The following is a 25,989-nucleotide window of genomic DNA, read 5'->3' on the forward strand; positions in this document are numbered from 1 at the left end:
TCAGCAATCCGTCCAGGTTCAGTCTTTTCGTATACATCTCCAATGAGCCATCCGGTTTGATGGCCATTCTTCTTTGGGTTTGTCCCAATAGAGTTCTACACCATTGCCATCGGGATCATCAAGATATAATGCTTCAGATACACCATGATCGGCTGCGCCGCTGAGTGGGTAACCGGCGTCGATCAACCTTTGCAAAGCAACAGCCAGGTCTTTGCGGGTAGGGTATAAGATAGCGGTATGGTACAGGCCGGGTGCCGATTCGGGAGCGGGTTGGCCGCCCAGGCTATGCCAGGTATTCAAACCAATGTGGTGGTGATAGCCGCCTGCAGATATAAATGCCGCTTGCGAGCCATATAAGGTCGTTATTTCAAATCCCAGCAGACCTACATAAAAATCCAGCGACTTTTGCAGGTCGGATACTTTTAAATGTATATGTCCGATACGGGTTTGAGCGGGGATTTTGTAGGCCATGGGGAGTAATGAGTGATGAATAATGAGTAATGAATGGTTTTCTTGTTTCTCGCAAAGCACGCAGAGTAGCAGAGACGCTGACCTTTTAAATCTCAAACCTACTAGCCACTTGCTACTCCCTACTAGCTTTTATTTCACGCAGAGTTCGCAAAGAAGAAGAGATGCAAAGAGGTGAAACCTTGAATATGAAACATCAACCTCCCACTTCCTACTTGCTACTCCCTACTAGCTTTTATTTCACGCAGAGTTCGCAAAGAAGAAGAGATGCAAAGAGGTGAAACTTTGAATATGAAACATCAACCTCCCACTTCCTACTTGCTATTCCCTACTAGCTTTTATTTCACGCAGAGTTCGCAAAGAAGAAGAGATGCAAAGAGGTGAAACCTTGAATATGAAACATCAACCTCCCACTTCCTACTTGCTATTCCCCACTAGCCACTGGCTACTCCCTAGTCGTATTCTATCACTGTTCCCAAACCAGCGCGCTGGCGCCCAAAATAGCTGCATCGGCTTCTTTGAGTTCGCTAAATACCAATTTCACTTTATTCTGGAAAATGGGCAGGAGGTTTTTCTCCATATGCTCCCTGGTGGGTTTCATGATATAGTCGCCGGCTTTGATCACGCCTCCAAATAATACGATCACTTCAGGAGAGGAGAACATGATAAAATTGGCCAAAGCTTCGCCTAATATTTGTCCTGTATAACGGAATACCTCTTTTGCAACAGTGTCGCCTTTTTCAGCCGCATCAAATACCGACTTGGAATCGACCTGTTCTTCAGGAATGTCGTTAAGAATCGAATCGGGGTTTTCTGCTCTCAGTTTTTTGGCGGTTACTGTAATACCCGTAGCTGAACAATATGCTTCCAGTGAACCATGCGCACCCGTGCTGTAATGTTTACGTCCGCCGGGGCGTACGATCACATGTCCCAGTTCGCCGGCAAAACCATCATGGCCATAAACTACCTGCCCGTTGCAAACAATACCGCTTCCAACACCTGTACCCAGGGTGATCATGATAAAGTCTTTTTTACCACGCGCTGCTCCATACATCATTTCCCCCATGGCTGCAGCATTGGCATCATTGGTAAGGGTACAGGGAACCCCAAACTTTTTGCTGATCAGGTTGGCGATCTCAAGAGTACCTTTCCAGGGCAGGTTAGGTGCGTATTCGATGGAACCGGTATAATAGTTTCCATTAGGGGCGCCCACACCAATTCCCTTCAACTGGTAGTTCTTTTCAAATTTTTGTATCAATGGATAGATAGCTGAGTGTAATGCGTCTACATATTCTTCAATGGTTGCATAGCCATCCGTCTTAATATCTCCTTTATCAAATATCTGTCCGCGGTGATTGACCAATCCATATTTGGTATTAGTGCCACCTATATCAATGCCAATCACCATTTCATTTGATAAATCATATATGCCCATTAGTTTCAATTAAGTTTTTGTTATTATAATGAATCAGGCGTAAAAATACTTAGATGTGTTATAACTACACATTTTTTTTATTAGTGTCCGCCGCTCACCTGGCTGTCATAGCTAATTCCCTGTGATTTCAGAATGCTTTTCACTCTAATTGCGTAAAATGTTAAATAGGCGAAGCAAACAATGCCTACAATATAACTATAATGTATAGAAGTGGAATCCGCGATAATACCTTGCAGCCAGCTGACAATACCGCCGCCCATAATCATCATTACCAGGAAACTACTTCCCTGACTTGTGCTCTTGCCCAGTCCGGCCAATGCCAAAGTAAATATACAAGGCCATAAAGTGCTGCAGAAAAGGCCCACACTTGTGAATGCATAAACGCTAACCATTCCGGTCGTAGCCATTCCTATTGCCGTAGCAATAATTCCCAGTATAGAGAAAATAAGCAGCATTCTCACCGGGCTTCCCTGGCTCATATAGTCGGCAGCAATCAAAACCAGAATGATCGCAGCATAAATGTAAAAAGCCCCCAATTCGTGTCCGGCGATAAAATTTACCAGTAAGAAAACGCTGAAAGCAAGATAGGGCGCAATTAATTTTACAAATTTTTCTGTCGATTTACTTAGATTAAAAGCTTCTACAGCGCCCGACCAGCGGCCGATCATCATGCTTGCCCAATAGAGTGAGATGTAGGGAGCTACGTCTTTAACAGAAAATCCCAGATCCTTTTCCATATATGCAGGCAAATTACTGGCTGTTGAAACCTCAACGCCTACGTACACGAAAATGGCTAACATTCCTAAAACTAATTGAGGATAATGAAGTGCAGACTTCCTGGAGATCACATTTTCGTAATTGGTTCCATCAGTCGCCGCTTCTTCAACCTCAGGTTTGTTAGGCACTTTTGAGAATTTCAAAAAGATTGCTACCAGCAAAAAGGCAACGCCCAGGCATAAATAAGGAATTTTAACACTTTCAATACTTGCCGTTGTATCAGGGTTGGTTGCCGAGCCAAAAATGGCAAAGCTTACAATTAACGGGCCGATGGTTGTTCCAAAATTATTGATGCCGCCAGCCAGCGTTAGCCTTTGTGATCCCGTTTTCTCGGGGCCCAACGCGATAGCCAGAGGATTAGCAACTGTTTGCTGAAGTGAAAAGCCCAGGCCAACTATAAATAAGCCGGATAACATTAACACAAAGGACCCTGTATTAGCGGCAGGATAGAATAAAATAGTGCCCAGCGCAGATACCACAAGCCCCAGTACCAACGCGTTTTTATATCCTATTTTATTAACCAGGTCTTTTCCGATTGCCAGGGAGATAATCATGTAAATTACGGAGCCAACAGTGTATGCCACGTAAAATGCAACTGCTACTAACTGACTCTGGCCCTGACTTAAGTCAAAGGCCTCTTTAAATACTGGAATTAGAATATCGTTACTGGCTGCCACAAACCCCCAAAAGAAAAAAACAGTGACAAGAGATATAAACTGACCCCATTGGGTAGAGCTTTTATTCATATAGCAAAATTGATTTTTCAGTTTTTATTTAATGGGTAAATATAAAATAAACCATTCACATTAACGGTGATTTTTATCAGGTTAAATATGTTTGCATAAAATGATGTTAGTTCATATTTTCTTCCTACATTAGTTGAAACGTAAGATGTAATATATGGAAATTGTGCACGTATCGGCGGAGTGTTATCCTATGGCTAAAGCAGGTGGACTTGGTGACGTTGTTGGAGCGCTCCCGAAATACCAAAACGAGTTGGGCCATGTAGCGAAAGTGGTGATGCCTATGTATCGTACCAAATTTTTGTATGATAATGAGTGGGACCTGGTACATGAGGGCGGACAGGTGTTGGGAAACCATTGGTTTAAGTATAGTGTGATCAAAGAAAAGACCGGTAAACTGGGTTTTGATTTGTACCTGGTAGATATTAATGGAGTGTTGGATCGTGAGAAGATTTATGGTTACGATGATGATGCCGAAAGATTTATTTCTTTCCAGCTGGCCGTTTGCGACTGGCTGAGCCGCTGGCAGGATAAGCCGGATATTATACACTGCCACGACCACCAGGCTGGCTTTATCCCTTTCTTCTGTAAATATGTGCACGCGTTCAGGCATCAGCTGGCAGATATACCCACTATTTTTACTATACACAACGGGCAGTACCAGGGACAGTTTAGCTGGGATAAATACTATATGATCCCCGCTTATGATACGGTGAACTGGGGTTATCTGGACTGGAATAACCTGATCAATCCCATGGCATCCGCAGTAAAATGCGCATGGAAAGTTACTACGGTTAGTCCGAATTATATGGAAGAGCTGCGGCAATCGGCTGCCGGGCTGGAGGCCTTATTTGAGTATGAAAGAGGAAAATGCAGCGGTATTATCAATGGTATCGATACGGAGGTATGGGATCCCGCTACGGATCCGTTCCTGTTGAAGGGGTATGATGCTGCTACTGTAACAGAGGGCAAAGCAAAACATAAAGCAGAGCTCACCAAACAATTTGGCCTTGACCCTAAAAAGCCCTTGATCAGCTTTATAGGAAGGCTGGTAGATGAAAAAGCGGCCGATCTGCTGCCGGAGGGCATCAGCCAGTCGATATACCAGTACGGAGGCAAAGCGTCCTTCCTGGTGCTGGGCTCCGGCAACCCTTATGTAGAAGCGGCCCTTGTGGATATGAACAAGACTTTAAAAGGTTATGTGAATACCTATATAGGTTACAGCGAGTCATTAAGCCATTTAATTTATGCAGGCTCCGACTTTTTATTAATGCCCAGCAGGGTAGAGCCTTGTGGCTTAAACCAGCTTTATGCATTGCGTTATGGTACCGTACCCATGGTGCGGAATGTGGGTGGATTAAAAGATACTGTAACAGATTATGGTGCTCCGGGTGGATTTGGTATTACCATGGAACAGTCGAGCGTAGGTGATATTGCTTACGCAGTAGGCCGGGCCATCGACCTTTACGAGAATAAACCGGGCCAGTTTAAAGAGATCAGGGAAAAGATGATGGGGATTAATCATAGCTGGACTTCCTCTGCACAAAAGTACCTGGAACTCTATGAATCAGTATTATAAAAAAACGTAATATTGCTATCGAACTATAAAGAACAAACTTTAAAAATATATACTTATGAGTATCTCGCAGGAAGTTATCGCAATGATTTTAGGAGGGGGGGCCGGAAGCAGACTTGCTCCTTTAACAAGCAGCAGGTCGAAACCGGCAGTGCCAATAGCCGGTAAGTACCGATTGGTGGATATTCCCATCTCCAACTGTATTAACTCCGATATCAATAGGATGTTTGTATTGACGCAGTACAATTCAGCTTCTTTAAACAGGCATATTAAGAACACCTACCGGTTCAGCGCTTTTAGCACCGCCTTTGTAGATATACTTGCTGCGGAACAAACACCCGATAACCCGGCCTGGTATCAGGGGACGGCCGATGCGGTAAGACAATGTTTACGACATCTCTCGGCTTTTCCCAGTGAATATGTACTTATTCTCTCGGGAGACCAGCTGTACCAGATGGACTTTAATAAAATGATCGAAAATCATAAAGCTACCGGGGCTGATATTTCGATTGCTACCATACCGGTTGGCGATCGTGAAGCGCCTGAATTTGGTATTTTGAAAGTGGACGAAGAAAGCCTGATCAGTTCTTTTATTGAAAAACCTTCCAAAGATATCCTGGGTGAATGGGTGAGCGATACCGGCGCTGCCATGCAGGCAAAAGGACGTAATTACCTCGCTTCTATGGGTATTTATGTTTTCAACAGGCAGTTGTTATTAGATCTGTTGTTAAAGATTCACCCCGATACTACAGACTTCGGTAAGGAAATCATTCCTTCCTCAATCAGCGAGTACAAGGTGGCCAGCTACCAATACGAAGGTTACTGGACCGATATCGGAACCATCTATTCTTTTTTCGAAGCCAACCTGGAATTAACCGCTGATATTCCTGAGTTTAATCTCTTCGATAACACAAAATCCATCTATACCCGTCCGCGTATGCTGCCACCGGCTAAAATAAGTGGCACCACCCTCGAAAAAACGGTAATAGCAGACGGTTGCATCATCAATGCTTCCCGCATTGAGCATAGCGTGATCGGCATCAGGTCGCGAATTGGCTATGGGTCAACTGTTGTAAGCTGTTATATTATGGGTAGCGATTATTATGAAACGATTGACGATATCAACAATGATCAGAATAAAGGCCTGCCGCCGATTGGTATTGGTAAGCGATGCTACCTGCGTAATTGTATCATCGATAAAAACTGCCGTATAGGCGACGATGTACGATTAAATGGTGGTCCGCACCTGGCCAACACCGAAACAGAATTGTATACGGTAAAAGATGGCATTATCGTAACCCGGAAGGGAGCGGTATTTCCCAATGGTTATGTAATTTAAAATAGAAACCTTCCGCCGGGCGGAGGGTTTTTTTATTGCCTCTTTTTAATGTGTACTAAATACATAATGCTATATATTTGCATTATAAAACGATTGCAATGTCTTTAAAACAAGAACTGATTCCCACGCAAAAACCGCGCTTGTCACTGGCCCGCATCGTCAATATGAGCATGGGCTTTTTGGGTATACAAATGGCCTTTGGTTTGCAGAATGGCAATGCCAGCCGTATACTCGCCAACTTTGGCGCCGATGTGCACCAGCTTTCCTGGTTCTGGCTGGTAGCGCCCATAACCGGGTTAATTGTACAGCCCATTATCGGGCATATGGGCGATAATACCTGGGGAGCTATGGGGAGGCGTAAACCTTACTTTTTAATAGGCGCCATTCTTTGTGCATTAGGCCTGGTGTTTTTACCCAACTCAGCCAGCGTTACGCATTTTTTTGCAGCCAATGTATTGTTGCTGGCTGTAGCATTTCTTACATTAATGGACGCATCGGTGAATATTTCCATGGAACCTTTCAGGGCACTGGTCGGAGATATGTTGCCTAAGGAACAGGGTACAGTGGGTTTTAGCGTACAAACTATATTGATCGGCATTGGTGCTGTTATTGGCTCTTCGCTACCAGCTATACTAACCAGCATGGGAGTGTCTAATACTGCTGAAGCCGGTTTTGTGCCAGTGAATGTGATCTATTCCTTTTATGTAGGAGCCGCTATACTGTTGGCCACTATTTTATATACAATTGCTACAACCAAAGAGTATACACCTGCCGAGCTAAGTGCCTTTGCGGGTGAGGCACATAATGCCGAAAGCAAAGCCAGCTTCTCGGACATGTTTAAGGATTTTGCCAATATTCCCGCTAATATGAAAAAGCTGGGAGTAGTGCAGTTCTTCTCCTGGTTTGCTTTGTTCTCTATGTGGGTATTTACCACCAGCGCCATAGCCACCCATCATTTTGGCCTGCAGCCCACCGATACGCATTCAGCGGCATTTAATAAGGCCGGCGATTTTGTGGGATCCTTATTTGGCTGGTATAATTTCTTTGCTATTCCCTTTGCTTTTGTGCTGATACCGCTGGCGGCTAAGATCGGTAAAAAGCAAACCCATGCACTGGCACTGGCCAGCGGTGGCCTGGGACTCATCTCGCTGTTTTTTATTAGGGATACCAGCCTGTTGTGGATCAGCATGCTGGGTATTGGTTTTGCCTGGGCCAGCATACTGGCTATGCCTTATGCCATGTTAATTGAAAGTATTCCCCAACGTAAAATGGGTATTTATATGGGCATATTTAATTTCTTTATTGTCATACCCCAAATCATTAATGGTTTGATCGGCGGCCCTATTGTCAGCAAGCTATTTCACAGCCATGCTATATACTACCTGGTAGTAGCCGGTGTACTGATGCTGGCGGGAGCGGTTTATGTACTGTTTATAAAGTTATCAGATAAATAAGTTGTCAACTAAAATAAAACGGATGATGAATAGATTGGTTTTGATACTGGTATTGTTGGGCGCGACGATTGCGGCGCAGGCGCAGCAGGTAGCTGTTTACCCTACCCATTGGTGGACGGGTATGAAATGGGACAAGCTACAGGTAATGGTAAGAGGAGAAAAAATTGCAGCTACCATACCGATGGTTAAAATGAAACCGGAAGGTATGGAACTGGCGCCGGGCGTTCATTTGAAGCAGATCAGAAGAGTGGCTAACAGTAACTATATTTTCTTTGACCTGGAAATTGCTGCCAACGCTCAACCGGGTTGGATTACTTTACCTTTTGTAGGCAAAAAGGGTATAAAATATGAGCTAAAGCCGCGTCGCATGGGTAACGGTACTGCTTATGCGAAAGGAGTGACTTCCGAAGACCTGATGTACCTGATCATGCCCGACCGCTTTAGTAATGGCGATGAAAGCAACGACCGGGTAAAAGGGATGCGGGATCAAAGCCTGAGACGGGATACGGTGTTTAATCGTCATGGCGGCGATTTGAAAGGAGTGCAAAATCACCTGGATTACCTGCAGGACCTGGGTGTAACCGCCATCTGGCTCAACCCGGTTATAGAGAACGATATGCCCGGACGAACCGAGCATGGCTATGCGTTTACCGATCATTATAAAATAGAAAGAAGGATTGGAGGAGAGCAGGCCTATCATGCATTGGTAGATGCCGCGCATGCAAAGGGGATGAAGATCATACAGGATGCAGTATATAACCATATAGGCACTGAGCATTTTTTATTTAAAGACCAGCCTGACAGCAGCTGGTTCCATCGCTGGCCAAAGTTTACCCAAACCAGCTATAAAGACCAGGTGGTATTTGATCCTTACGCCTCCGCTGCTGATAAAAAATTAATGTCTGATGGTTGGTTTGTACCGTCGATGCCCGATTGGGATCAGAGCAATGAAATGGTACAACGGTTTTTAATACAGCATGCCATTTGGACCGTGGAAGAGTTTGGCATTGATGGCTGGCGTGTTGACACTTATGCGTACAATGACCTGCCTTTTATGAACCGGTGTAACCAGGCTTTGTATGACGATTTTCCAAAGCTGACGATATTTGGGGAAACCTGGGTGCACGGTGTGCCCAACCAGAGTTATTTCTGCGAAAACAACTTTGAAGTGCCGTTTAAAAGTAACCTGCAGGCTACTACTGATTTTCAAACCTTATTTTATGGCATACAACCTGCATTAACGCAACCCTTTGGCTGGACGGAAGGAGTGAACAAATTGTATACGACCCTTGCCCAGGATTTCCTGTATAAAGATCCGATGCGCCAGGTAATATTCCTGGACAACCACGATATCGCGAGATTTTACAGCGTAGTGAACGAGGATACGGCTAAGTATAAGGCTGCTTTTGCCTGGTTGCTGACCAGCAGGGGCATACCGCAGATGTACTATGGTAATGAAATATTAATGGCAGGGACTACTTCGCCGAATGATGGCTATGTAAGGCTGGACTTCCCCGGTGGCTGGAAAGGCGATAAAGCTAATAAGTTTACGGCAGCCGGCAGAACAGCCAAAGAGAATCAGGTATTTGATTATATCAGGAAGCTGGCCAATTTTAGGAAGAATTCATCGGCAATAAAAACCGGCAAGCTGATGCAGTTTGTTCCTTACGACGGCGTGTATGTTTATTTCAGGTATGATGCGCAACAAAGCGTGATGTGCATCATGAACACCAATGATAAAGCTTTTACTCTTGGCTTAAACAGGTTTGCAGAAAGAGTGGATGGCTTTACAACGGGAAGGGATGTGGTAATGGATGTAAAGATTCCGCTAAAGGATTCAATTACTCTCCAGCCCATGACCAACCTGGTATTAGAGCTGAAGCCGTAAAAGGCCCCCATCTGGTCAAAAGCGTAAAAGGCCCCGATATCTATCAACCTTTCTGTTAAATCAGCGAATTGTTTTAAACATTGAGGAGTTAAGGGTAGTTAAGTTTAATGATGTGGTTACACAATACTTCTGAATGTGCACCTACTGAATGATTCTTAATTCCTTCATGTTTAGAAAATAAGAATACTATAAAGCTGGTCAACAAAAAAGGCTTCTCTACACGGAAGCCTTTTAAGTAGTTATTTATTGTTAATTACTGAGGAAACTGGCTCATATCCATATAAGTGATCTCCCAGTTATGTCCATCCAGATCTTCAAAGCAACGCTGCTGCATGAAGCCATAGTCTTTGGGTTCTGCATATTCATTACCGCCTGCAGCAAGGGCTTTCTTCAGCGTATCGTTTACAGCTTCGGCACTTGCCACAGAAAGCGCATTTAAAACGGCAACTGTTTTTTTGGTATCGGCAATTTCTTTAGAAGTAAAATCTTTAAAACGATCGTGTGTAAGAAGCATTATAAAGATAGTGTCGCTTACTACCATGCAGGCAGCTTTGTCATCGGTAAACTGGGGGTTGTTGGTAAATCCTATAGCCGTATAAAAGTCCATCGATTGCTGAAGATCTTTTACCGGGAGGTTAACGAAAATTTGCTGGCTCATAGTTATTGTTTTTAATGAATGATTGTTTGTTGGTACAAATGTACTGAGACAATGATTCTTGAATAAGGTATAAACAAGTCAATGATAGGGTGTTTTGCGCCGAGGGAACGGTTTTGTAATATCAACCCGGAAATCATTTATTATTTATAGTTACCGGGTTCTATTGTTGTGTAGCCGTTACAATAAGCGTTTGTCCCCGGGCATTGCTGAAGTTATCTGCTTTAATGAGAGGCGTTAAAGCAATTCCGGATCTTATTATTGGAGAAGAACGGTTAGCCTATAAAAGAGGTCTGAGGACAGTCCAATTCTTCCCCATATACTGTTTGGTTTATTGTTTATCGACAGATAATTAAAAATTATAGCTTATCCTACTTTCATATTGGTAGATAGAGCGGGGAACATCATATACCGGGGGAAGGAGAGGGTGCTCTTGAAACTGCTGGAAAATTTATCAAATAGGATACCTGGCCAGATGACGGTTATATGCGAGTCATCAATAAAAGCATTAAGTATCGTTGAACTTTTATTTCAATATAGGCTTTCAAAAACAGATTATCTATAGCAGGTCTAGGTCTATCGGAAATAAATTTAACGGTTGGATCGTCAAAAAGATAATCATCAGATTGGCTCGGACAATACTCCAGAAAACTATTTGATGACCTCATTTTCTCGAGGTCTGTAGCAAAATGGTTTCTCTGAAACCAGGGGCACATCTGAAAAAACATCTTAGTTAATATATGCCGCCTGTACTAAAGAATGTTAATTGATCCCCACAGTAACCGTCTGTACCATTTTCTTGGCTACCGGCTTTTCGCGATAAATAGCGGGCGCCCATTTAGGCATTTGTTCCATTTTTTCTATCAACATGTCGTTAAATTCTTTATCCAGACCTCTTATTATCTTAAAGTTTACCGGGGCTCCGTCTTTATCTACGATAAACTCTACCTGTGCATAGGTATGGGTAACGCTATCCGGAAGCGAAGGGGTCATGTCTTTTCCCAACTGTTTAAGATAAGTGGTATAGGCTTCGGTGCCGCCCGGAAACTCGGGCCATTTGGCTACTGCAGCCGTTTCGAGCTCTATATTTCTTACAATAGGTTTAGTAGTAGCTTTCGGGCGATGCCTTATTAGCGGCTGGAACTTCGGTACTTTGGGTAAGGCGTTGTTAACCACATACTGTCCGTCATCCTTAATCATTACAATCGGAATCTGTTTGTATTTTTCAAAGTAGTCGTAAGCATCTTCAAGCGGATCTGAAAAGTCTTTTAGCTGTTTGTTGTCTTTTGTAAGCTTGCCGAGGTAATCGTAGCTTTTCTTTACATCATATTTAATAGGGAAGATATGTACGGGAATAAAGTCCAGGCCAACAGATTTGCTGCTGGCCGTTAATACATAAAGTTCATCAATCTGGTCGTCTTTGATGGGAATACAACCTACTGTAGCACAGCCTCCGTGAATATAAATATCCCCGCCTGGTTTTACAGGGTCGCTCAATACCCGGTCTGAAGCGTTGGGATAGTTAAGTCCCAGGGATAAGTAGTAAGCGCTGTTAGGATTAAACTCGTTAATATGGTAAAATCCTTCGGGTACCTGGTAGTCTCCCTCAAATCTCTTAGGGCCCAGCGTACCCACCAATGCACAAACCTTATAAATTTTCAATAATTTATAGGGTTCGGTAACTGTATTTTTTACCCATACTTCCAGTTGGCTGTCGTATTTGAACGAGCGGATATACATGTAACGCGCAGGCCATTTAAGATTCTTAACCTCGAACAAGGCCTTCAGATTAGCCTCTTTGCGGGCAAAGGACTCGCGGGGACGTTGAAAGCCCATTTGGTAAGTGACAAAAGAAGAAGTGGCTGCATTACTGAAAGACGAGACTGAAGTTTGCGCCTGTATTTGTAAACTGCCGAGTATAACAAGAATAATCCAAAAAATATTTTTCATCATCTGCGATAAAATTGCCCGTTTAAAAGATTATCAAAAGATCCCAAGCGATAATAAAGATGTCTTATGACGATGGTCAGTAACAGGAACAGTTGAAAATCAATAATGAATCCATGTACCGGACCGGCCTACGCAGTTTTGGGACGATTTGAACCACCGTCTGCAAATTTAACAGTTACGCCGCAAAGTTTACATAAGTAAATGTTATAAATGGCAAGCTGCCAAACCCGTCGCATACCTATCTTTGCGGCATGCAAAAAATAGGAATTCTCGGCGGGGGACAATTAGGCAGGATGCTTTTACAAGCCGCAGCTAATTATCCCGTGACCACTTATGTGCTGGAAAATGACGCGCACAGCCCTGCAGCTCATCTCTGCCATTACTTTACCAAAGGCGATATCAGAAATTTCGATGATGTATACAATTTTGGCAAGGACCTGGATGCTATTACCATAGAAATAGAAAATGTAAACATTGAGGCGCTCGAAAAGCTGGAGCAGGAGGGGAAGGTTATTTTTCCTAAACCAGCTGTTTTAAAGATCATTTGTAATAAGGCTGCCCAAAAGAATTACTACACAGAGCATAAAATTCCTACTTCACCTTATGTGTTAACACATAATATTGATGACCTGGCGCAGCAAACGGAGTTTTTACCTGCAGTACATAAACTGGCTGAAGGCGGATACGATGGCAAAGGAGTGCAGGTGATCAACGATGAAAGCGATATTGCCAAAGGTTTTGACGCGCTAAGTGTTCTGGAGAAGAAAGTAAATATTGCGAAGGAAATAGCCATGATGATTGCCGTAGGTGTAGATGGTAAAATAGCATTGTACCCGGCAGTAGAAATGGTATTTGATACCAGCCTGAATCTACTGGCTTTCCAGCTTTGCCCTGCCGAGATTTCAAAAGAAGTGTATTATAAAGCTGAAGCGATTGCTTTAGCCTCGGTGAAAAATCTTAATTCACCGGGCATTTTTGCGGTAGAAATGTTTGTTACACCCGATGGTGATGTATTAGTGAACGAAATGGCGCCCAGGGTACATAATAGCGGGCACCATACTATTGAAGCGCACTACAGTTCCCAATTCGATATGTTATGGAGGATAATGCTGCAATATCCGCTGGGATCTACTGATCCTATCCAGTCTTCGCTGATGCAAAATATCATTGGCGCTGAAGGTTATAGCGGTGCCGCACATTATGAAGGACTGGAAGAGATGCTGAAGATAGAGAATGCATTTTTTCATATTTATGGCAAAGCGGAAACCAAGCCTGGCCGTAAAATGGGCCATGTAACCATTGTGAGCAATGAAAAAGCCGATCTGCTGCACAAAGCCAACAGGATCAAGCATAATTTATCAGTGGTGAGTAAGAAATAGTAAATAGGGGAATGATGAGTAGTGAATAATGAGTAATCCGTAAAATAGGTGCTATGAAGTGGCTGAACGAGGTGGTTTTAGAAACCGATAACGTAAAATTGATTCCTTTACAACGGGAACACCGGGATGCTCTTGTCGCCGCTGCGAGCGATGGAAATCTCTGGGAGTTGTGGTTTACGAGTGTACCGTCTGAAATGACCGTTAATGCGTATTTAGACAAGGCTTTTGCTGATTTTGAAAAGGATATGGCGTTGCCTTTTGCAGTGGTTGACAAAAGAACGGACACGATAATTGGCACCACCAGGTTTGCAAACGCAGTGAGCGAGCATCGAAGAGTGGAAATTGGCTATACCTGGTATGCAAAATCCTACCAGAAAACCTATGTAAATTCTGAATGTAAATTATTGATGCTCCGGTATGCTTTTGAAGAGCTGGAAGCCGTAGCAGTTGAGTTCAGAACGAACTGGTATAATTCCCACTCAAGAAATGCAATTGCGCGCCTTGGCGCCAAACAGGATGGTGTTTTAAGAAACCATCAGATCATGCCCGATGGTTCATACCGGGATACGGTCGTTTTTTCTATTTTAGAAAGTGAATGGAAAGCCTGTAAGAAATCACTTTTATATAAAATAGAGCAAATACATAACGGGCGATAAGCTTCCCCCCTGATCATAAAACTATAATATATATAATAATATTTTATATATAAAAAGAGGATAGTTGCGGATGCTTCGTATTAAAAATAGTCTTTGAAGCAGGAATTTTTATTTTTTAGCGTCTTATGTTGATTACGTACTTAATTTTAAGGCATAACGATATTTGATGATCCCTAAATATGTTCACCAAACCATAATCAGTGCAACGATTGCCTGTCTTTTTGCTGCATGTGGTTCTAAAAAGCAAGAGGCAAAATCAAAGCCCTCCCAACAACGTACTGCTCCCAGGCTGGAAGCTTACATTGTATCCACCCAATCTTTTGCGGATGTGATAGAAGTACCGGGCTCTATTGTAGCCAATGAGGTTACTGAAATACGACCCGAGGTCTCCGGTCGCATTGTGCAATTAAATATTGCCGAAGGCAAGCCGGTAGGAAAAGGGGCATTGCTGGCTAAAATATATGATGGCGACCTGCAGGCCCAGTTAAAAAAATTACAGTCTCAGTTAGCCATTGCCCAAACCAATGAGAACAGGGCCTCCCGCTTACTGGAAATTCAGGGAATCAGCCGTAATGATTATGATATTACCCTGCTTAACCTTAATAATATCCGGGCCGATATAGACGTTATCAAAACACAGATCTACCGTACGGAGATCCGCGCTCCTTTCAGTGGTAAACTAGGGCTTAGAAATGTAAGTCCGGGCGCCTATGTATCACCTGCCGATATCATTGCAACCATCAACCAGGTAAGTGACCTGAAGCTTGATTTCTCCATCCCGGAAAAATATATTGGAAGTATCGAAAACGGTCAACTGGTGGATTTCACCGTGCAGGGTAGCGATAAAACATATACCGCGCGTGTTTATGCCACCGAGTCGAATGTGGGTGTTACGAACCGGAGCCTGTTAGTGAGGGCCCGGGTAAATGGCGCTTCCAATGCATTAGTGCCCGGTGCGTTTGCAAAAGTGAAATTGGGTTTTGCTGCGAATACGAATGCCATATTTGTTCCTTCTCAGTCGGTAGTACCTACTATAAAAGGCAAGCAGGTTATTTTATACCGAAATGGAAAAGCTGTGTTCAGCGATGTGGAGATCGGCGCCCGCGATTCTGCCCGGGTAGAAGTAACCCGCGGATTAAAAGTAGGCGATACCATTTTAACCACAGGCATTATGACCACCAAGCCGGATGCGAAAGTGGAGATCGGGAAAATTGTTGAATAGTGAATAGTGAGTAGTGAATAATGAGGCCGGCATCCGGTATCGAGCATCGAGTATCTAGTATCGAGAATCCAGTATCAAGTATCTAACATCTAAAGTTCAACCTCTACGAGTGAATATTTCTGAATTAAGTTTAAGAAGGCCGGTGCTGGCGATAGTGATGAATGTGGTCATTATCGTATTTGGTGTGATTGCCTTTAAATTTTTGGGGGTAAGAGATTACCCGGCAATTGACCCTCCCAATATTGGTGTGCGAACTACGTATGCAGGAGCCAATGCAGATATTATAGAATCGCAGATTACCGAACCCCTCGAAGACGCCATTAACGGTATCCCGGGCATCCGCAATATCACTTCGAGCAGTAGTAACGGAAGCAGCAGTATCAACGTAGAATTTGACGTGGGTGTGGACCTGGAAGCGGCGGCTAATGATGTAAGAGATAAAGTAGCGGCGGCGCAAAGACAATTGCCCCCTGATCTGGAAGCACCGTCGTCAGTAAGCAAGGCTGATGCCAGTGCAGAACCGATTCTTTCGATGACTGTACAAAGCGATACCAAGAATCCGCTGGAGCTTACCGAGTATGCCAATAATATTTTAATCGACCGTTTACAAACCATACCGGGTGTAAGCAGTATTGATACCTGGGGTGAGAAAAGATTCGCCATGCGCCTTTGGCTGGATCCTAATAAAATGGCAGCTTTTGACATTACACCTGAAGAAATTCAGTCCGCTTTACAAAGAGAAAATATAGAACTGCCTTCGGGAAAACTAACCGGAGATAATACGGAACTGACCATTCGTACTTTTGGCCGTCTGGATACAGAAGAAGAGTTTGCCAATATCGTGGTAAAAAATGTGAACGGAAGCGATATCCGTGTTAAAGATGTTGCAAATGTGGTACTGGGGCCTGAAAACGAGGAATCGCAGTTAAAAGAAAGTGCAGTACCAATGGTGGCGCTCGCTATTGTTCCACAGCCGGGCGCTAATTATGTATCTATTTCAGATGAGTTTTATAAGCGCCTGGAGGATATTAAAAAAGAAGTACCTGCTGATATTAAGCTGAATATAGCGTTGGATCAGACGGAATATATCAAAAAATCGATTCTTGAGGTAGAAGAGACGCTGGTAATTGCAATTGGACTGGTGGTATTAATTGTATACCTGTTTTTCCGGGACTGGTTATTATCTATTCGTCCGCTGATTGATATTCCTGTGTCATTAATCGGAGCCTTCTTTATTATGTATATCATGGGATATACTATTAATGTATTAACGCTGTTGGCAATTGTCTTGGCGACAGGATTAGTGGTAGATGACGGTATAGTGGTGACGGAGAATATCTTTAAGAAGCTGGAGCAGGGCATGAGCAAGCGCAAGGCTGCGCTGGAAGGATCAAAAGAAATTTACTTTGCAGTAATAGCTACGTCTATTACGCTTTCAGTAGTGTTTTTGCCAATCGTGTTCCTGGAAGGTTTCGTGGGTCGCCTATTCAGGGAGTTTGGTATTGTAGTGGCCGGCGCCGTATTGATCTCGGCATTTGTATCGCTGACGTTAACCCCGGTGCTCAACGTGTTTATTTCCAAGAAAGATGTGCATAAGCATTCGTGGTTCTATCTGAAAACAGAACCTTTTTTTACGGGTATGGAAAGCCTGTATGAGCGAACCCTGAAAGCATTTATGAAATTGCGCTGGATTGCCTGGCTGGTGATCGCAGCCTGTTTTGTGGTTATTTATTTCCTGTTTACCAATATTCAATCGGAGCTGGCCCCGATGGAAGATAAAAGCCAGTTCAGGCTAAGTTTAACCGCACCTGAAGGGACTTCTTTCCTGGCCATGGATCAATATGTAAACAAGGTTTCACAATTCCTGATCGATTCGGTACCAGAGCATGAAATTGTGCTTTCGATAACCGGTTCGAGAATGAGTGGGGCCGCTAATAACGGTATGATCCGGGTAAGGTTGGTGAAACCTGGTGAGCGGGATCGCTCACAAAAAGAAATAGTGGAATATGTAAATAAACATGTTTCCAAGTACACGGAGGCCAGGGCTTTTGCCAATCAGGATCAAACGATACAGGTGAACCGTCGTGGAGGGCAGGCAGTGCAATTTGTATTACAGAATAACGACTTCGATAAACTTTCGGAAATATTGCCTCAGTTTTTAGAAGAGGCTAATAAAAGCGACATTCTGACCCAGGTAGATGCGGATTTGAAATTTAATAAACCGGAGCTGCGTGTTCACGTGGACAGGTTGAAAGCAGCACAGCTGGGTGTTTCCATCGCAGATGTATCGCAGGCACTTCAAACCGCTTACAGTAATCAGCGCCTGGGATATTTTACCCGCAGTGGTAAGCAATACCAGGTGATGGCGCAGGTAGACAGGATAGACAGGGATGATCCTAATGACCTCAAAAAGATTTTCGTGCGCAATAATGCGGGGCAATTGATCAGCCTGGATAATATTACCAACTCGGTTGAATCTACCACACCGCCTACTATTTACCGTTTCAACCGGTACAAATCGGCAACGGTGTCTGCCAACCTGGCTGAAGGATACACGGTAGGTGACGGGGTTAAGGAAATGGACCGAATTGCAAATAAGTTACTGGATGAAACCTTTACAACCTCTTTAACCGGTTCGGCCCGCGATTTTGCAGAGAGCAGCGGTAATACCATGTTTGCTTTATTGCTGGCCATTGGATTAATATACCTCATCCTTGCCGCACAGTTCGAAAGCTTTATTGATCCTTTCATTATTATCCTTACCGTACCCATGGCCTTTGCAGGAGCTTTTATTTCCCTGTGGATATTTGGCCAGACCTTTAATATCTTTTCACAAATAGGTATGATTATGCTGATTGGGCTGGTAACCAAGAATGGTATATTGATAGTCGAATTCGCTAACCAGAGCCGCGAGAAAAAGGGCATGGGTAAAACGGAAGCCGTGGTCTATGCCGCCGGTCAGCGTTTACGTCCTATCTTAATGACGAGCCTCGCAATGGCTTTGGGTGCCTTACCGATCGCAATGTCGTTGGGCGCCGCCGCAACCAGCCGTATTCCGTTAGGTATTGTGATTGTAGGAGGTATTATATTTTCGCTGGTACTTACATTATATGTATTACCGGCCATTTATAGTTACATGGCATCGGGTAAGGAAGTGAAAACTTTTGAAGAAGTGCTGGCGGATGAGGAGAAGGAACTGGTTAAAACAAATGAGGAGGCGGCGCATGATCAAAAACATTAAAATGAGACGATTGTACAGACATCGGTTGTTGATAACACTGGCAGCATTGTTGGCGATTAGCGGGAATGCCGGTGCACAGCGGATATTAACGCTGGAAGAGGCGATCGCCACTGCGTTGCAGAACAACTATGATATACAGATCGCCAAAAACGATTCGCTGGTAGCCGCAATAGATTACAGTTATCGCAATGCTGTTTTTTTACCTGCGGTTAATGCTGATGCGTCCCGTACTTTTAATAATAATAACCAGCGCCAGACTTTGGCAGATGGCACCGAACGGAAATCCAATGGTATCCGCTCCAATAATCTGCAGGCCAGTATAGGACTGGATTGGGTATTATTTGATGGCTTCCGCATGTTTGCAACCAGGGATAAAGCGGCAGCGCTGCTGGAAGCGGGTTCCCATACCGCGAAGGCGCAGGTTATTAATACAGTGGCACAGGTGGTGAACATTTATTATAATATATCGCGCCAGCAGCAATTGATCAAAGCTACGGATGTACAGATCAGGCTAAATAACGACCGGTCTCGCCTGGCACAATATAAATTGGAAATAGGCAGCGGCGCCAAGCCCGATGTATTGCAGAGTAAAGTAGACCTTAACGAACAAAAGGCGCTGAAAATGCAGCAGGAGACTTCGATCGGCCAGTTAAAGCAACAGCTGATACAGGCCATGAACAGCAATGTCAGGGAGCATGAATTTGCCATACCCGATACCATTCCTTTAAATGAGCACATTGCATTGGGCGATATACAGGAAGGTATCGAAAGAACCAATCCTGACCTGTTACTGGCCCGTTCCAACATAGAAGTAGCAAAATATACTTTGAAAGAAACCAGAGCCGGTTTATGGCCGACCATTGCTTTTGGCTCAGCTTACAATTACAGCCGCACGGTTAACAAAAGAGTATTGAATAATTTCTCTACCTTATTTAACCAACTGAATGGTTACAATTATGGTTTTACAGCAACGGTTCCCATCTTTAACCAGTTCAGGGTGCGTAGGCAAATCAGGCAGGACCGTTTAAGTGTTAGTTTGCAGGAATTAAGTTACGAGAACCAGCGTTCACTGATCAACCTTTCGGTGATCAACTCTTTTAAAGACTACCAGCAACAACAGAAATTTTTAAAGCTGGAGGAAGAAAGTATTGCTTTGGCCGAAGAGAATGTAGCTATTGTATTTGAGACCTATAAGCTGGGTGCGGCCACCCTGGTACAATTAAGAGAAGCCCAGCTAAGTCTGGCACAAGCCTATGACCGGCTGATTAGTGCACGCTATAACCTGAAGCTGGCAGAAACTGAGTTGTTGCGGTTGAAAGGCGATATTATAAAATAATAGGGTTATACATCTATGCAGCCATCGCGTCTTTTGACCAACAGTCAGGCCGATAGGTTAATTAATCTGGATGATAAAATGAATGAAAGATAATGTTGGAAATACACTACCAATGACGCAATTGATGTGATGATAAGCCGACATCGATTTTATCGAAATGCATCTGGCTGGTTTGCGGAGACACAAACCTCAGCATAGCCCTTGGCAGTGTCTCCACTGGTCGGGAAGGGGAGGTTAAAAACAGATGTAATAATAATTTTGATACTTGTTTATTATGAGTAAATATTTAAATCCAGCCAAAACTGCCTCAAAAACATGAATTTGGCCAGATTGGTTTCCCGGAAAAAAGGGTTGGTTAGAAACGGCTAATAATGCTTCAACATTTATCTTTACTTTACCTCCTGCGTGTTGTGAGGTGCAACGGTTGAGCTGTGAAATAAGAAAACCCATTTAATATGGGTTTGCAGGCCCGGTTCCAGCGAGCCCGGAGAAGAAGCAATAGTTACTTTGATTTATTTATTAATTTTCCCTCTGGAGTTACCTCGAAATTCAGCTCGTAATAGTTGGTAGTGATCATCCTGCCATTTTGTTTAGATGATTCACCCTTTTTTGTGGTTTGAATATCAAACTGGTGGCCGATTCCTCCTTTTTCAACCTTTAATGTATAATTGCCTAACCCGGCATATTCGTAATTAGTAGCATCAATTTGTTGAATAGCATCGGTAACATATTGGGCTATCTTAGAAAAATCGAATTGTGAAAGTGGCTTTGCATACCGAACCATGTCTTTGTACCAGGTAAATTCCTCCATGCTTTTTGATCCAACAGAATCTTCTGTATTTAAGCTGATTTTTATCGCCTTTAACCCCTCTGCCTTTACCACTTCAACTATTTTGGCCTCCTGTGTAAAAGATTGGCTGTTCTTGAAATCAAAATCCACTTCAAGAAGCTGCTCTTCAGGTTGTATTTTTTTTGCGATAATCCCCGGTATTTTGTTTACCTGGTCCTGCTGGCTCATGTCTACACCTCCACCGAAATTCTCTTTGACGGCTTTACAGGCCGACAGGCTGAAAATAAAAGCGGCAACCAGGATTATAATAGTATTGTTAAGTTTCATGATGCTTGAGATTTGTTTGCTCAAAAATATAAACCAGATGAATGGTTTTACAGTCTAATTAATATTCGCTGAATATTAGATAATATTCGCCCGCCCGGCCATATTTTTAGCTGATAGACAGCATATAATTATAACTAATTGTCAACGCAGTTATAAAGAAGTGGTTAGAATGCGTTGTTGCTATAGAAGCTGAGTACTTTTTTTCTCAGTATATAATCGTAACGTGCGTTTACCAGGTTACGGCTGGCCCGGTCCAGGTTGTTCTTAGCTGTTAAATAATCAATGGAGTTGCCCACACCCTCATTGAATCTTGCTTCAGCCGCTTCAAAAGATTCCCTGTAAGCGGCTACCTGTTGTAGCAGGGTCTCGTATTTTTCTATTGCCGTCTGCATATTTAATGTAGCAACGTCAATATCCTGTTGTAGCTGTCTTTTAGTATCAGCTGCTATTGTAGCATTGCGTTTTACCTCCAGCTGTGCCTGTTTTATTTTGTTGCGTTGTTGCAATGCATTAAAAATAGGAATGCTTAAAGTTAGATTGAGTGAAGAGTTCAGGTTATTGTTGAGCTGTGTGCCATATGGAATGGAGCTTGTCAGGTAATTGTCCTGTTTAACAAATAAAGGGTACTGTTGTCCATTGAGCGCCACATAGTCTTCTGTCTGCCTGAAGCTGGTGTTTTGAAATTGGTTCTGCCTGGCTACGCTGGAATATTGTGTATAGGCATTTCCGCCCAGGCTTAATGTAGGCCAAAGACCACCTCTGGCCATCTGCACCGATTTTATAGAACTGAAAGTTCGCAGATCAACTGCTTTAACCAGCGCCAGTTGTTGCAGGGCAGCCTGGTAAATGCTACTTGAACTCCTGTTGTCAGCCATCGGCAAATAGCTGTCCATGGGTTCAAAGTTAAGGGTTGAATCATAGGGGATATTCATCAGCCGGAACAGGCTTAAACGGGCATTACCCAGGTTGTTTTTATTATCGGTAATTGTAAGCCGGTCATTCGCAAACTGGCCTTTAAGATCAGATAGCTCCGAAGGTTTTATCGCACCCTCTCTATTGAGTATATCCAGCCGGTCTACCTGTTGTAAGGATAATTTTGCCTGGTCTTCCAGCAGATAAGCCTGTTCAGTAAGACTTAACACCTGCAGGTAGGCGAGGGTGATGTTGATAGCCAGGTTGTCTTTTTCCTGTTGCAGTTCCATTTGTGCAGCTTTCCGGCTGAGGTCTGCCCGCCTGATATTATTCATTCGGGATAGTCCGCTGAATAACACAAGGCCACTGGCTAAACTAAAGTTGGAAGAGTTGAACGATTGCGTAACGGGTGAGTTGGTAAAAGGGTCAATGCTGCGCCCCTGGTTGAATCCATGACCTGCGCTACCGTTCAGGTCAGGCAGCAGGTTGAGCTTGCTTTGTTGATACTCCAGCTGTTCCGATTGTGCTGCAATGCGTCTTTGCTCCACGTCAAAATTTTCCCGGATGCCTGTGTCAATACATTGTTCCAGGGTCATTGTCTTTTGCGCACTGCTTAAAGAGCTGATGCATAAAAAGACTGCTAATAGCCATATCTTCGATTGATCATTCATTTCTGATTCTTCTGTTTTTATATGCTGCGGGCACATCAATTATTTTTCGATCATCCCGTCCAGGAGGCTGATGATACGGTTGCCGTAAGTCGCATTTTTCTCTGAATGAGTTACCTGTATTATGGTGGTGCCTTCTTTATTGAGTTGGGTAAAAAGTTCCATGATCTCTTCGCCCTGTTTGGAATTAAGGTTACCGGTAGGTTCATCTGCCAGTAACAAGTTCGGCCGGGCAATCAACGCACGGGCGATACCTACCAACTGCTGCTGACCACCCGACAGCTGTGCCGGGAACAAGTCTTTCTTAGCAACAATATTAAAACGGTCGAGCATATCGGCTACCATCGCCTTACGGTCACTTCCTTTAACATTTTGATAAAGTAGCGGTGTTTCAATATTTTCATAAACCGTCAATTCATCTATCAGATGGTAAGCCTGAAATACAAACCCGATATGCTGTTTGTATAAATTGGTTCTTTGCTTTTCTTTGAGCTGGTGTACCGACTCCCCAAGAAATTCGTAGGCTCCTTCGTCGAAGGTATCCAGCATGCCGATAACATTCAGTAAGGTTGATTTACCTGAACCCGATGGCCCCATAATGGATACGAATTCGCCTTCATGAATAGTGAGATTAATGTCTTTTAACAGGAAAATACGTTGATTACCGTTGTTGACCCACTTGTAAATTTTTTTTAGTTCTAACATTCGATTTGATTGTAATTTTTAATAAGACCAGTTGATGCTGATCGATTTTTATCTAAGTATGTTTAATTCTTTATTGTAGATTGTACCTCATTCAGTTCTCAAGCTCTTAACAGGATTAGCTATGGCGGCTTTGATGGATTGAAATGAAACTGTTACAAAGGTTATTAATAAAGACAATAGCGCACTTAATACAAAAACGCTGGCTCCGATACTAATGCGATAATCATAATTCAGTAGCCATTTATGTAAAAAATAAAAGGAAACCGGAGTAGCAATTAAACAGCTGATCAGCACCAGTAGCAAAAAGTATTTCGATAATAATATCCATACCTGGCGTACAGATGCTCCGAGAACTTTTCTGATGCCTATTTCCTTTCTTCGCTGCTCTGCAACATAAGCAGCTAAGCCAAACAAACCAAGGCAGGAAATGAAAACAGAGAGCGAGGCGAATAGGGCGGCTAACTTTCCTATTAATTGTTCGAGGTTAAACTTGGTTGCATATTGCTGGTCGGAAAAAGCATACTCATAGGGGTAAGCCGGGGCGTATTTATTAAAAATTGCAGTTAGCTGTACAATGGAATGCTGCGTTTCTTTGTTAGCAGATAACCGGTATAACAAATTTCCCTGGGGCCCTGCTACGCAAAAAAACATCGTGGGATCTGCTTTCTTAAACGGAGATACCATTAAGGCATCTTTTACAATGCCGGCGATGGTATAATTTTTTTCCTGCCAGGTTATCTTTTGTCCCACAGGATTTTTTAATCGTAGCCGTTGAATCGCCGTTTCATTAAATATTACGCTTGTACTATCGTAAGCATTTGAAAATTCCCTCCCTTCATGCATATTCATTCCAACTGTTTTAAAATAATCTTCAGACACCAGTATAGTGCCCATCTCAATCGTTTCACCTGCGTTTTTACCAGGCCAGTAGTCAATGTCAGAATGCCACCAAACATCAGTTGCCGGGCTGGTTGCGGTTGAAACCGATGAAGCAATTCCCTTTGATAGTAGCTCGTTCTTTAAAGCAGTGAAATTTTTTTGCAGATCATCGTTTATGTTAGTTGACATCAGCCTGTTTAAACTATAACCACTCGGTCTGTTTTTTGCGTATTGAATTTGTTTATAAATGATAAGGGTGCTAATGATCAGCGCAACAGAGCAACTGAACTGTATAATAACCAGCAGTTTTCTTGGAAAAGAAGATTGGCCTGTTGGGGAAAAGCCTTTTAATACCTTGACAGGATTAAATGATGAAAGATGAAATGCAGGCCTGCTACCCGCAAGCAAAGTGATTAAAAACAGGCATCCTGTAACAGCCAGCCAGAAATAAAAACTGCCGGCCGGTACACTGATATGGCTTTGGGTAAAGGTGTTGAATACGGGTAATAATAACAATGTAAAAAGAAAAGCAAAAACAAAGGCGGTTGTTGTCAGCAGAAACGACTCCGTCAGAAATTGAATAACAAGATGCTTTTTTTGAGAGCCGACCGCTTTTCTTACGCCCACTTCTTTCGCTCTTTTATCGGAACGTGCTGTTGTCAGATTAACGAAATTGATGCAGGCTATGATTAAAACCAGCAAACCTATAATCGAAAACATTTTCACATAGCTCAAAAAACCTGCGGTGTCTTTACCGTTAATATAATTTGAGTACAGGTGCCATCGATCCATCCGTTGCAGAATTACATAAGAATTCAACGCATTGATATTGCCTTTTTCAGCATGCTCTATATTCCTGATTTTGGGTGCAACCTGTTCATAAGAAACACCCGGCTTTAACTTCACAAATATTTGGAGATTATTATTGCTGAAACTACTCAGGCCATCTATCTTTATTTGTGGGTTAGTAGCATATACGAAAGAGCTCGGGACTATATAATCAAAAGTAAACGTGGCATTTGACGGCACATTTTTAATAATACCTGTTACTGTAAGATCGTGTGCATTATCGAAACGGATGGTTTTATTTATCGCTGCATCTTCATTGCCAAAAAGTGATTTTGCCAGTGATTGAGTCAATACTATTGAATAAGCATTTTTAAAGGCAGCATCAGCATTTCCTTTGATAAACGGATGTTGCAGGATTTTAAAAATATCTGCACCCGCAGTGGCGCCGTTCACATACAACTTTTTTGTGCCAACAAGTAACACATGATTCCGTGTCCAATCGCTTTCAGCTACGTATTGTACTTCCGGAATTTGGGTACGTAAGGCATCGGCTAGCTTTAGCGATGTGGTAGGAAAAGTAAGCGTATCGCCATTGCTATTAAAGTTTCTTTGCACGCGATAAACAGATTGATATTCCGGCAGGAACCTGTCAAAAGAGTATTGCTGGTGTACCCACAAACCGATTAATAGTGTTACACACATTCCTATAGAAAGCCCTGTTACATTCAATATACTATATCCTATAGAGCTAAGTATATTTCTCCAGGCTATTTTCATATAACTGCGGAACATATAATTAT

The 25,989-nt window shown here is 43.1% G+C and carries 18 protein-coding genes; 9 read left to right on the forward strand and 9 right to left on the reverse strand.

From position 1 onward, the window contains the following. Positions 1-18: 18 nt before the first annotated feature. The 3 genes from U0035_RS21575 to U0035_RS21585 form a co-directional block, all read right to left on the reverse strand. Positions 19-471: a VOC family protein gene (locus U0035_RS21575; protein ID WP_245957720.1), complete on the reverse strand. Its 453-nt coding sequence runs from the start codon at positions 469-471 to the stop codon at positions 19-21. Between the two features lie 463 nt (positions 472-934). Then, a complete protein-coding gene (locus U0035_RS21580; protein WP_114791040.1) occupies positions 935-1,903 on the reverse strand; it encodes an ROK family protein in 969 nt (322 codons plus the stop codon). Between the two features lie 80 nt (positions 1,904-1,983). Then, entirely contained in the window at positions 1,984-3,426 is a 1,443-nt protein-coding gene (locus tag U0035_RS21585) for an MFS transporter (protein WP_114791041.1), read from the reverse strand. A gap of 154 nt (positions 3,427-3,580) precedes the next feature. Between U0035_RS21585 and U0035_RS21590 the strand changes: the two genes are divergently transcribed. The 4 genes from U0035_RS21590 to U0035_RS21605 all read left to right on the forward strand — a co-directional run bounded on the left by U0035_RS21590 (position 3,581) and on the right by U0035_RS21605 (position 9,680). Continuing rightward, the gene (locus tag U0035_RS21590) at positions 3,581-5,002 is read left to right on the forward strand and encodes a glycogen synthase (RefSeq protein ID WP_114791042.1); all 1,422 of its coding nucleotides are present in this window, start codon (positions 3,581-3,583) and stop codon (positions 5,000-5,002) included. Positions 5,003-5,057: 55 nt separating this feature from the next. Next, positions 5,058-6,338, forward strand: a complete 1,281-nt coding sequence (locus U0035_RS21595) for a glucose-1-phosphate adenylyltransferase (RefSeq protein WP_114791043.1) — start codon at positions 5,058-5,060, stop codon at positions 6,336-6,338. 98 nt (positions 6,339-6,436) lie between these two features. Further along, positions 6,437-7,792: an MFS transporter gene (locus U0035_RS21600; protein WP_170138305.1), complete on the forward strand. Its 1,356-nt coding sequence runs from the start codon at positions 6,437-6,439 to the stop codon at positions 7,790-7,792. Between the two features lie 22 nt (positions 7,793-7,814). After that, complete coding sequence (locus tag U0035_RS21605) at positions 7,815-9,680, forward strand: glycoside hydrolase family 13 protein (protein WP_170138306.1); 1,866 nt, start codon at positions 7,815-7,817, stop codon at positions 9,678-9,680. Between the two features lie 253 nt (positions 9,681-9,933). Here U0035_RS21605 and U0035_RS21610 read toward each other — a convergent pair whose 3' ends face one another. Then, positions 9,934-10,338, reverse strand: a complete 405-nt coding sequence (locus tag U0035_RS21610) for a VOC family protein (RefSeq protein WP_114791045.1) — start codon at positions 10,336-10,338, stop codon at positions 9,934-9,936. 759 nt (positions 10,339-11,097) lie between these two features. Further along, complete coding sequence (locus U0035_RS21615; RefSeq protein ID WP_327138710.1) at positions 11,098-12,288, reverse strand: L,D-transpeptidase family protein; 1,191 nt, start codon at positions 12,286-12,288, stop codon at positions 11,098-11,100. Positions 12,289-12,536: 248 nt separating this feature from the next. Here U0035_RS21615 and U0035_RS21620 point away from each other — a divergent pair, with 248 nt between their 5' ends. The 5 genes from U0035_RS21620 to U0035_RS21640 all read left to right on the forward strand — a co-directional run bounded on the left by U0035_RS21620 (position 12,537) and on the right by U0035_RS21640 (position 20,119). Continuing rightward, positions 12,537-13,664 carry a 5-(carboxyamino)imidazole ribonucleotide synthase gene (locus U0035_RS21620; RefSeq protein WP_114791047.1) on the forward strand — a complete coding sequence of 376 codons (1,128 nt, stop codon included), beginning with the start codon at positions 12,537-12,539 and terminating at the stop codon, positions 13,662-13,664. Between the two features lie 53 nt (positions 13,665-13,717). Continuing rightward, complete coding sequence (locus U0035_RS21625; protein WP_114791048.1) at positions 13,718-14,320, forward strand: GNAT family N-acetyltransferase; 603 nt, start codon at positions 13,718-13,720, stop codon at positions 14,318-14,320. Between the two features lie 166 nt (positions 14,321-14,486). Continuing rightward, positions 14,487-15,542, forward strand: coding sequence for an efflux RND transporter periplasmic adaptor subunit (locus U0035_RS21630; protein ID WP_114791049.1), 1,056 nt, complete (start codon positions 14,487-14,489; stop codon positions 15,540-15,542). A 109-nt stretch (positions 15,543-15,651) separates the two neighbouring features. Next, entirely contained in the window at positions 15,652-18,783 is a 3,132-nt protein-coding gene (locus tag U0035_RS21635; RefSeq protein ID WP_114791050.1) for an efflux RND transporter permease subunit, read from the forward strand. A gap of 1 nt (position 18,784) precedes the next feature. Beyond that, the gene (locus tag U0035_RS21640) at positions 18,785-20,119 is read left to right on the forward strand and encodes a TolC family protein (RefSeq protein ID WP_114791440.1); all 1,335 of its coding nucleotides are present in this window, start codon (positions 18,785-18,787) and stop codon (positions 20,117-20,119) included. 502 nt (positions 20,120-20,621) lie between these two features. Here the strand turns inward: U0035_RS21640 and U0035_RS21645 are convergent. From U0035_RS21645 to U0035_RS21660, 4 genes are all read right to left on the reverse strand, one after another. After that, a complete protein-coding gene (locus U0035_RS21645; protein ID WP_114791052.1) occupies positions 20,622-21,236 on the reverse strand; it encodes a hypothetical protein in 615 nt (204 codons plus the stop codon). A gap of 164 nt (positions 21,237-21,400) precedes the next feature. Further along, positions 21,401-22,819 carry a TolC family protein gene (locus U0035_RS21650; protein ID WP_162817872.1) on the reverse strand — a complete coding sequence of 473 codons (1,419 nt, stop codon included), beginning with the start codon at positions 22,817-22,819 and terminating at the stop codon, positions 21,401-21,403. Between the two features lie 39 nt (positions 22,820-22,858). Then, on the reverse strand, positions 22,859-23,521 hold the full coding sequence (locus tag U0035_RS21655; protein ID WP_114791054.1) for an ABC transporter ATP-binding protein: 663 nt from the start codon (positions 23,519-23,521) through the stop codon (positions 22,859-22,861). Positions 23,522-23,608: 87 nt separating this feature from the next. Then, entirely contained in the window at positions 23,609-25,981 is a 2,373-nt protein-coding gene (locus U0035_RS21660; RefSeq protein WP_114791055.1) for an ABC transporter permease, read from the reverse strand. Positions 25,982-25,989: the final 8 nt, after the last annotated feature.

The sequence above is a fragment of the Niabella yanshanensis genome (assembly GCF_034424215.1).
GTDB lineage: Bacteria > Bacteroidota > Bacteroidia > Chitinophagales > Chitinophagaceae > Niabella > Niabella yanshanensis.

Bases quoted from the DNA above. Each gene is read 5' to 3' on its own strand.
- U0035_RS21585 (WP_114791041.1), bottom strand. From the start codon at position 3,426: ATGAATAAAAGCTCTACCCAATGGGGTCAGTTTATATCTCTTGTCACT.
- U0035_RS21605 (WP_170138306.1), top strand. From the start codon at position 7,815: ATGATGAATAGATTGGTTTTGATACTGGTATTGTTGGGCGCGACGATT.
- U0035_RS21625 (WP_114791048.1), top strand. From the start codon at position 13,718: ATGAAGTGGCTGAACGAGGTGGTTTTAGAAACCGATAACGTAAAATTG.
- U0035_RS21655 (WP_114791054.1), bottom strand. From the start codon at position 23,521: ATGTTAGAACTAAAAAAAATTTACAAGTGGGTCAACAACGGTAATCAA.
- U0035_RS21650 (WP_162817872.1), bottom strand. From the start codon at position 22,819: ATGAATGATCAATCGAAGATATGGCTATTAGCAGTCTTTTTATGCATC.
- U0035_RS21580 (WP_114791040.1), bottom strand. From the start codon at position 1,903: ATGGGCATATATGATTTATCAAATGAAATGGTGATTGGCATTGATATA.
- U0035_RS21595 (WP_114791043.1), top strand. From the start codon at position 5,058: ATGAGTATCTCGCAGGAAGTTATCGCAATGATTTTAGGAGGGGGGGCC.
- U0035_RS21620 (WP_114791047.1), top strand. From the start codon at position 12,537: ATGCAAAAAATAGGAATTCTCGGCGGGGGACAATTAGGCAGGATGCTT.
- U0035_RS21630 (WP_114791049.1), top strand. From the start codon at position 14,487: ATGATCCCTAAATATGTTCACCAAACCATAATCAGTGCAACGATTGCC.
- U0035_RS21640 (WP_114791440.1), top strand. From the start codon at position 18,785: ATGAGACGATTGTACAGACATCGGTTGTTGATAACACTGGCAGCATTG.
- U0035_RS21600 (WP_170138305.1), top strand. From the start codon at position 6,437: ATGTCTTTAAAACAAGAACTGATTCCCACGCAAAAACCGCGCTTGTCA.
- U0035_RS21615 (WP_327138710.1), bottom strand. From the start codon at position 12,288: ATGATGAAAAATATTTTTTGGATTATTCTTGTTATACTCGGCAGTTTA.
- U0035_RS21645 (WP_114791052.1), bottom strand. From the start codon at position 21,236: ATGAAACTTAACAATACTATTATAATCCTGGTTGCCGCTTTTATTTTC.
- U0035_RS21590 (WP_114791042.1), top strand. From the start codon at position 3,581: ATGGAAATTGTGCACGTATCGGCGGAGTGTTATCCTATGGCTAAAGCA.
- U0035_RS21575 (WP_245957720.1), bottom strand. From the start codon at position 471: ATGGCCTACAAAATCCCCGCTCAAACCCGTATCGGACATATACATTTA.
- U0035_RS21660 (WP_114791055.1), bottom strand. From the start codon at position 25,981: ATGTTCCGCAGTTATATGAAAATAGCCTGGAGAAATATACTTAGCTCT.
- U0035_RS21610 (WP_114791045.1), bottom strand. From the start codon at position 10,338: ATGAGCCAGCAAATTTTCGTTAACCTCCCGGTAAAAGATCTTCAGCAA.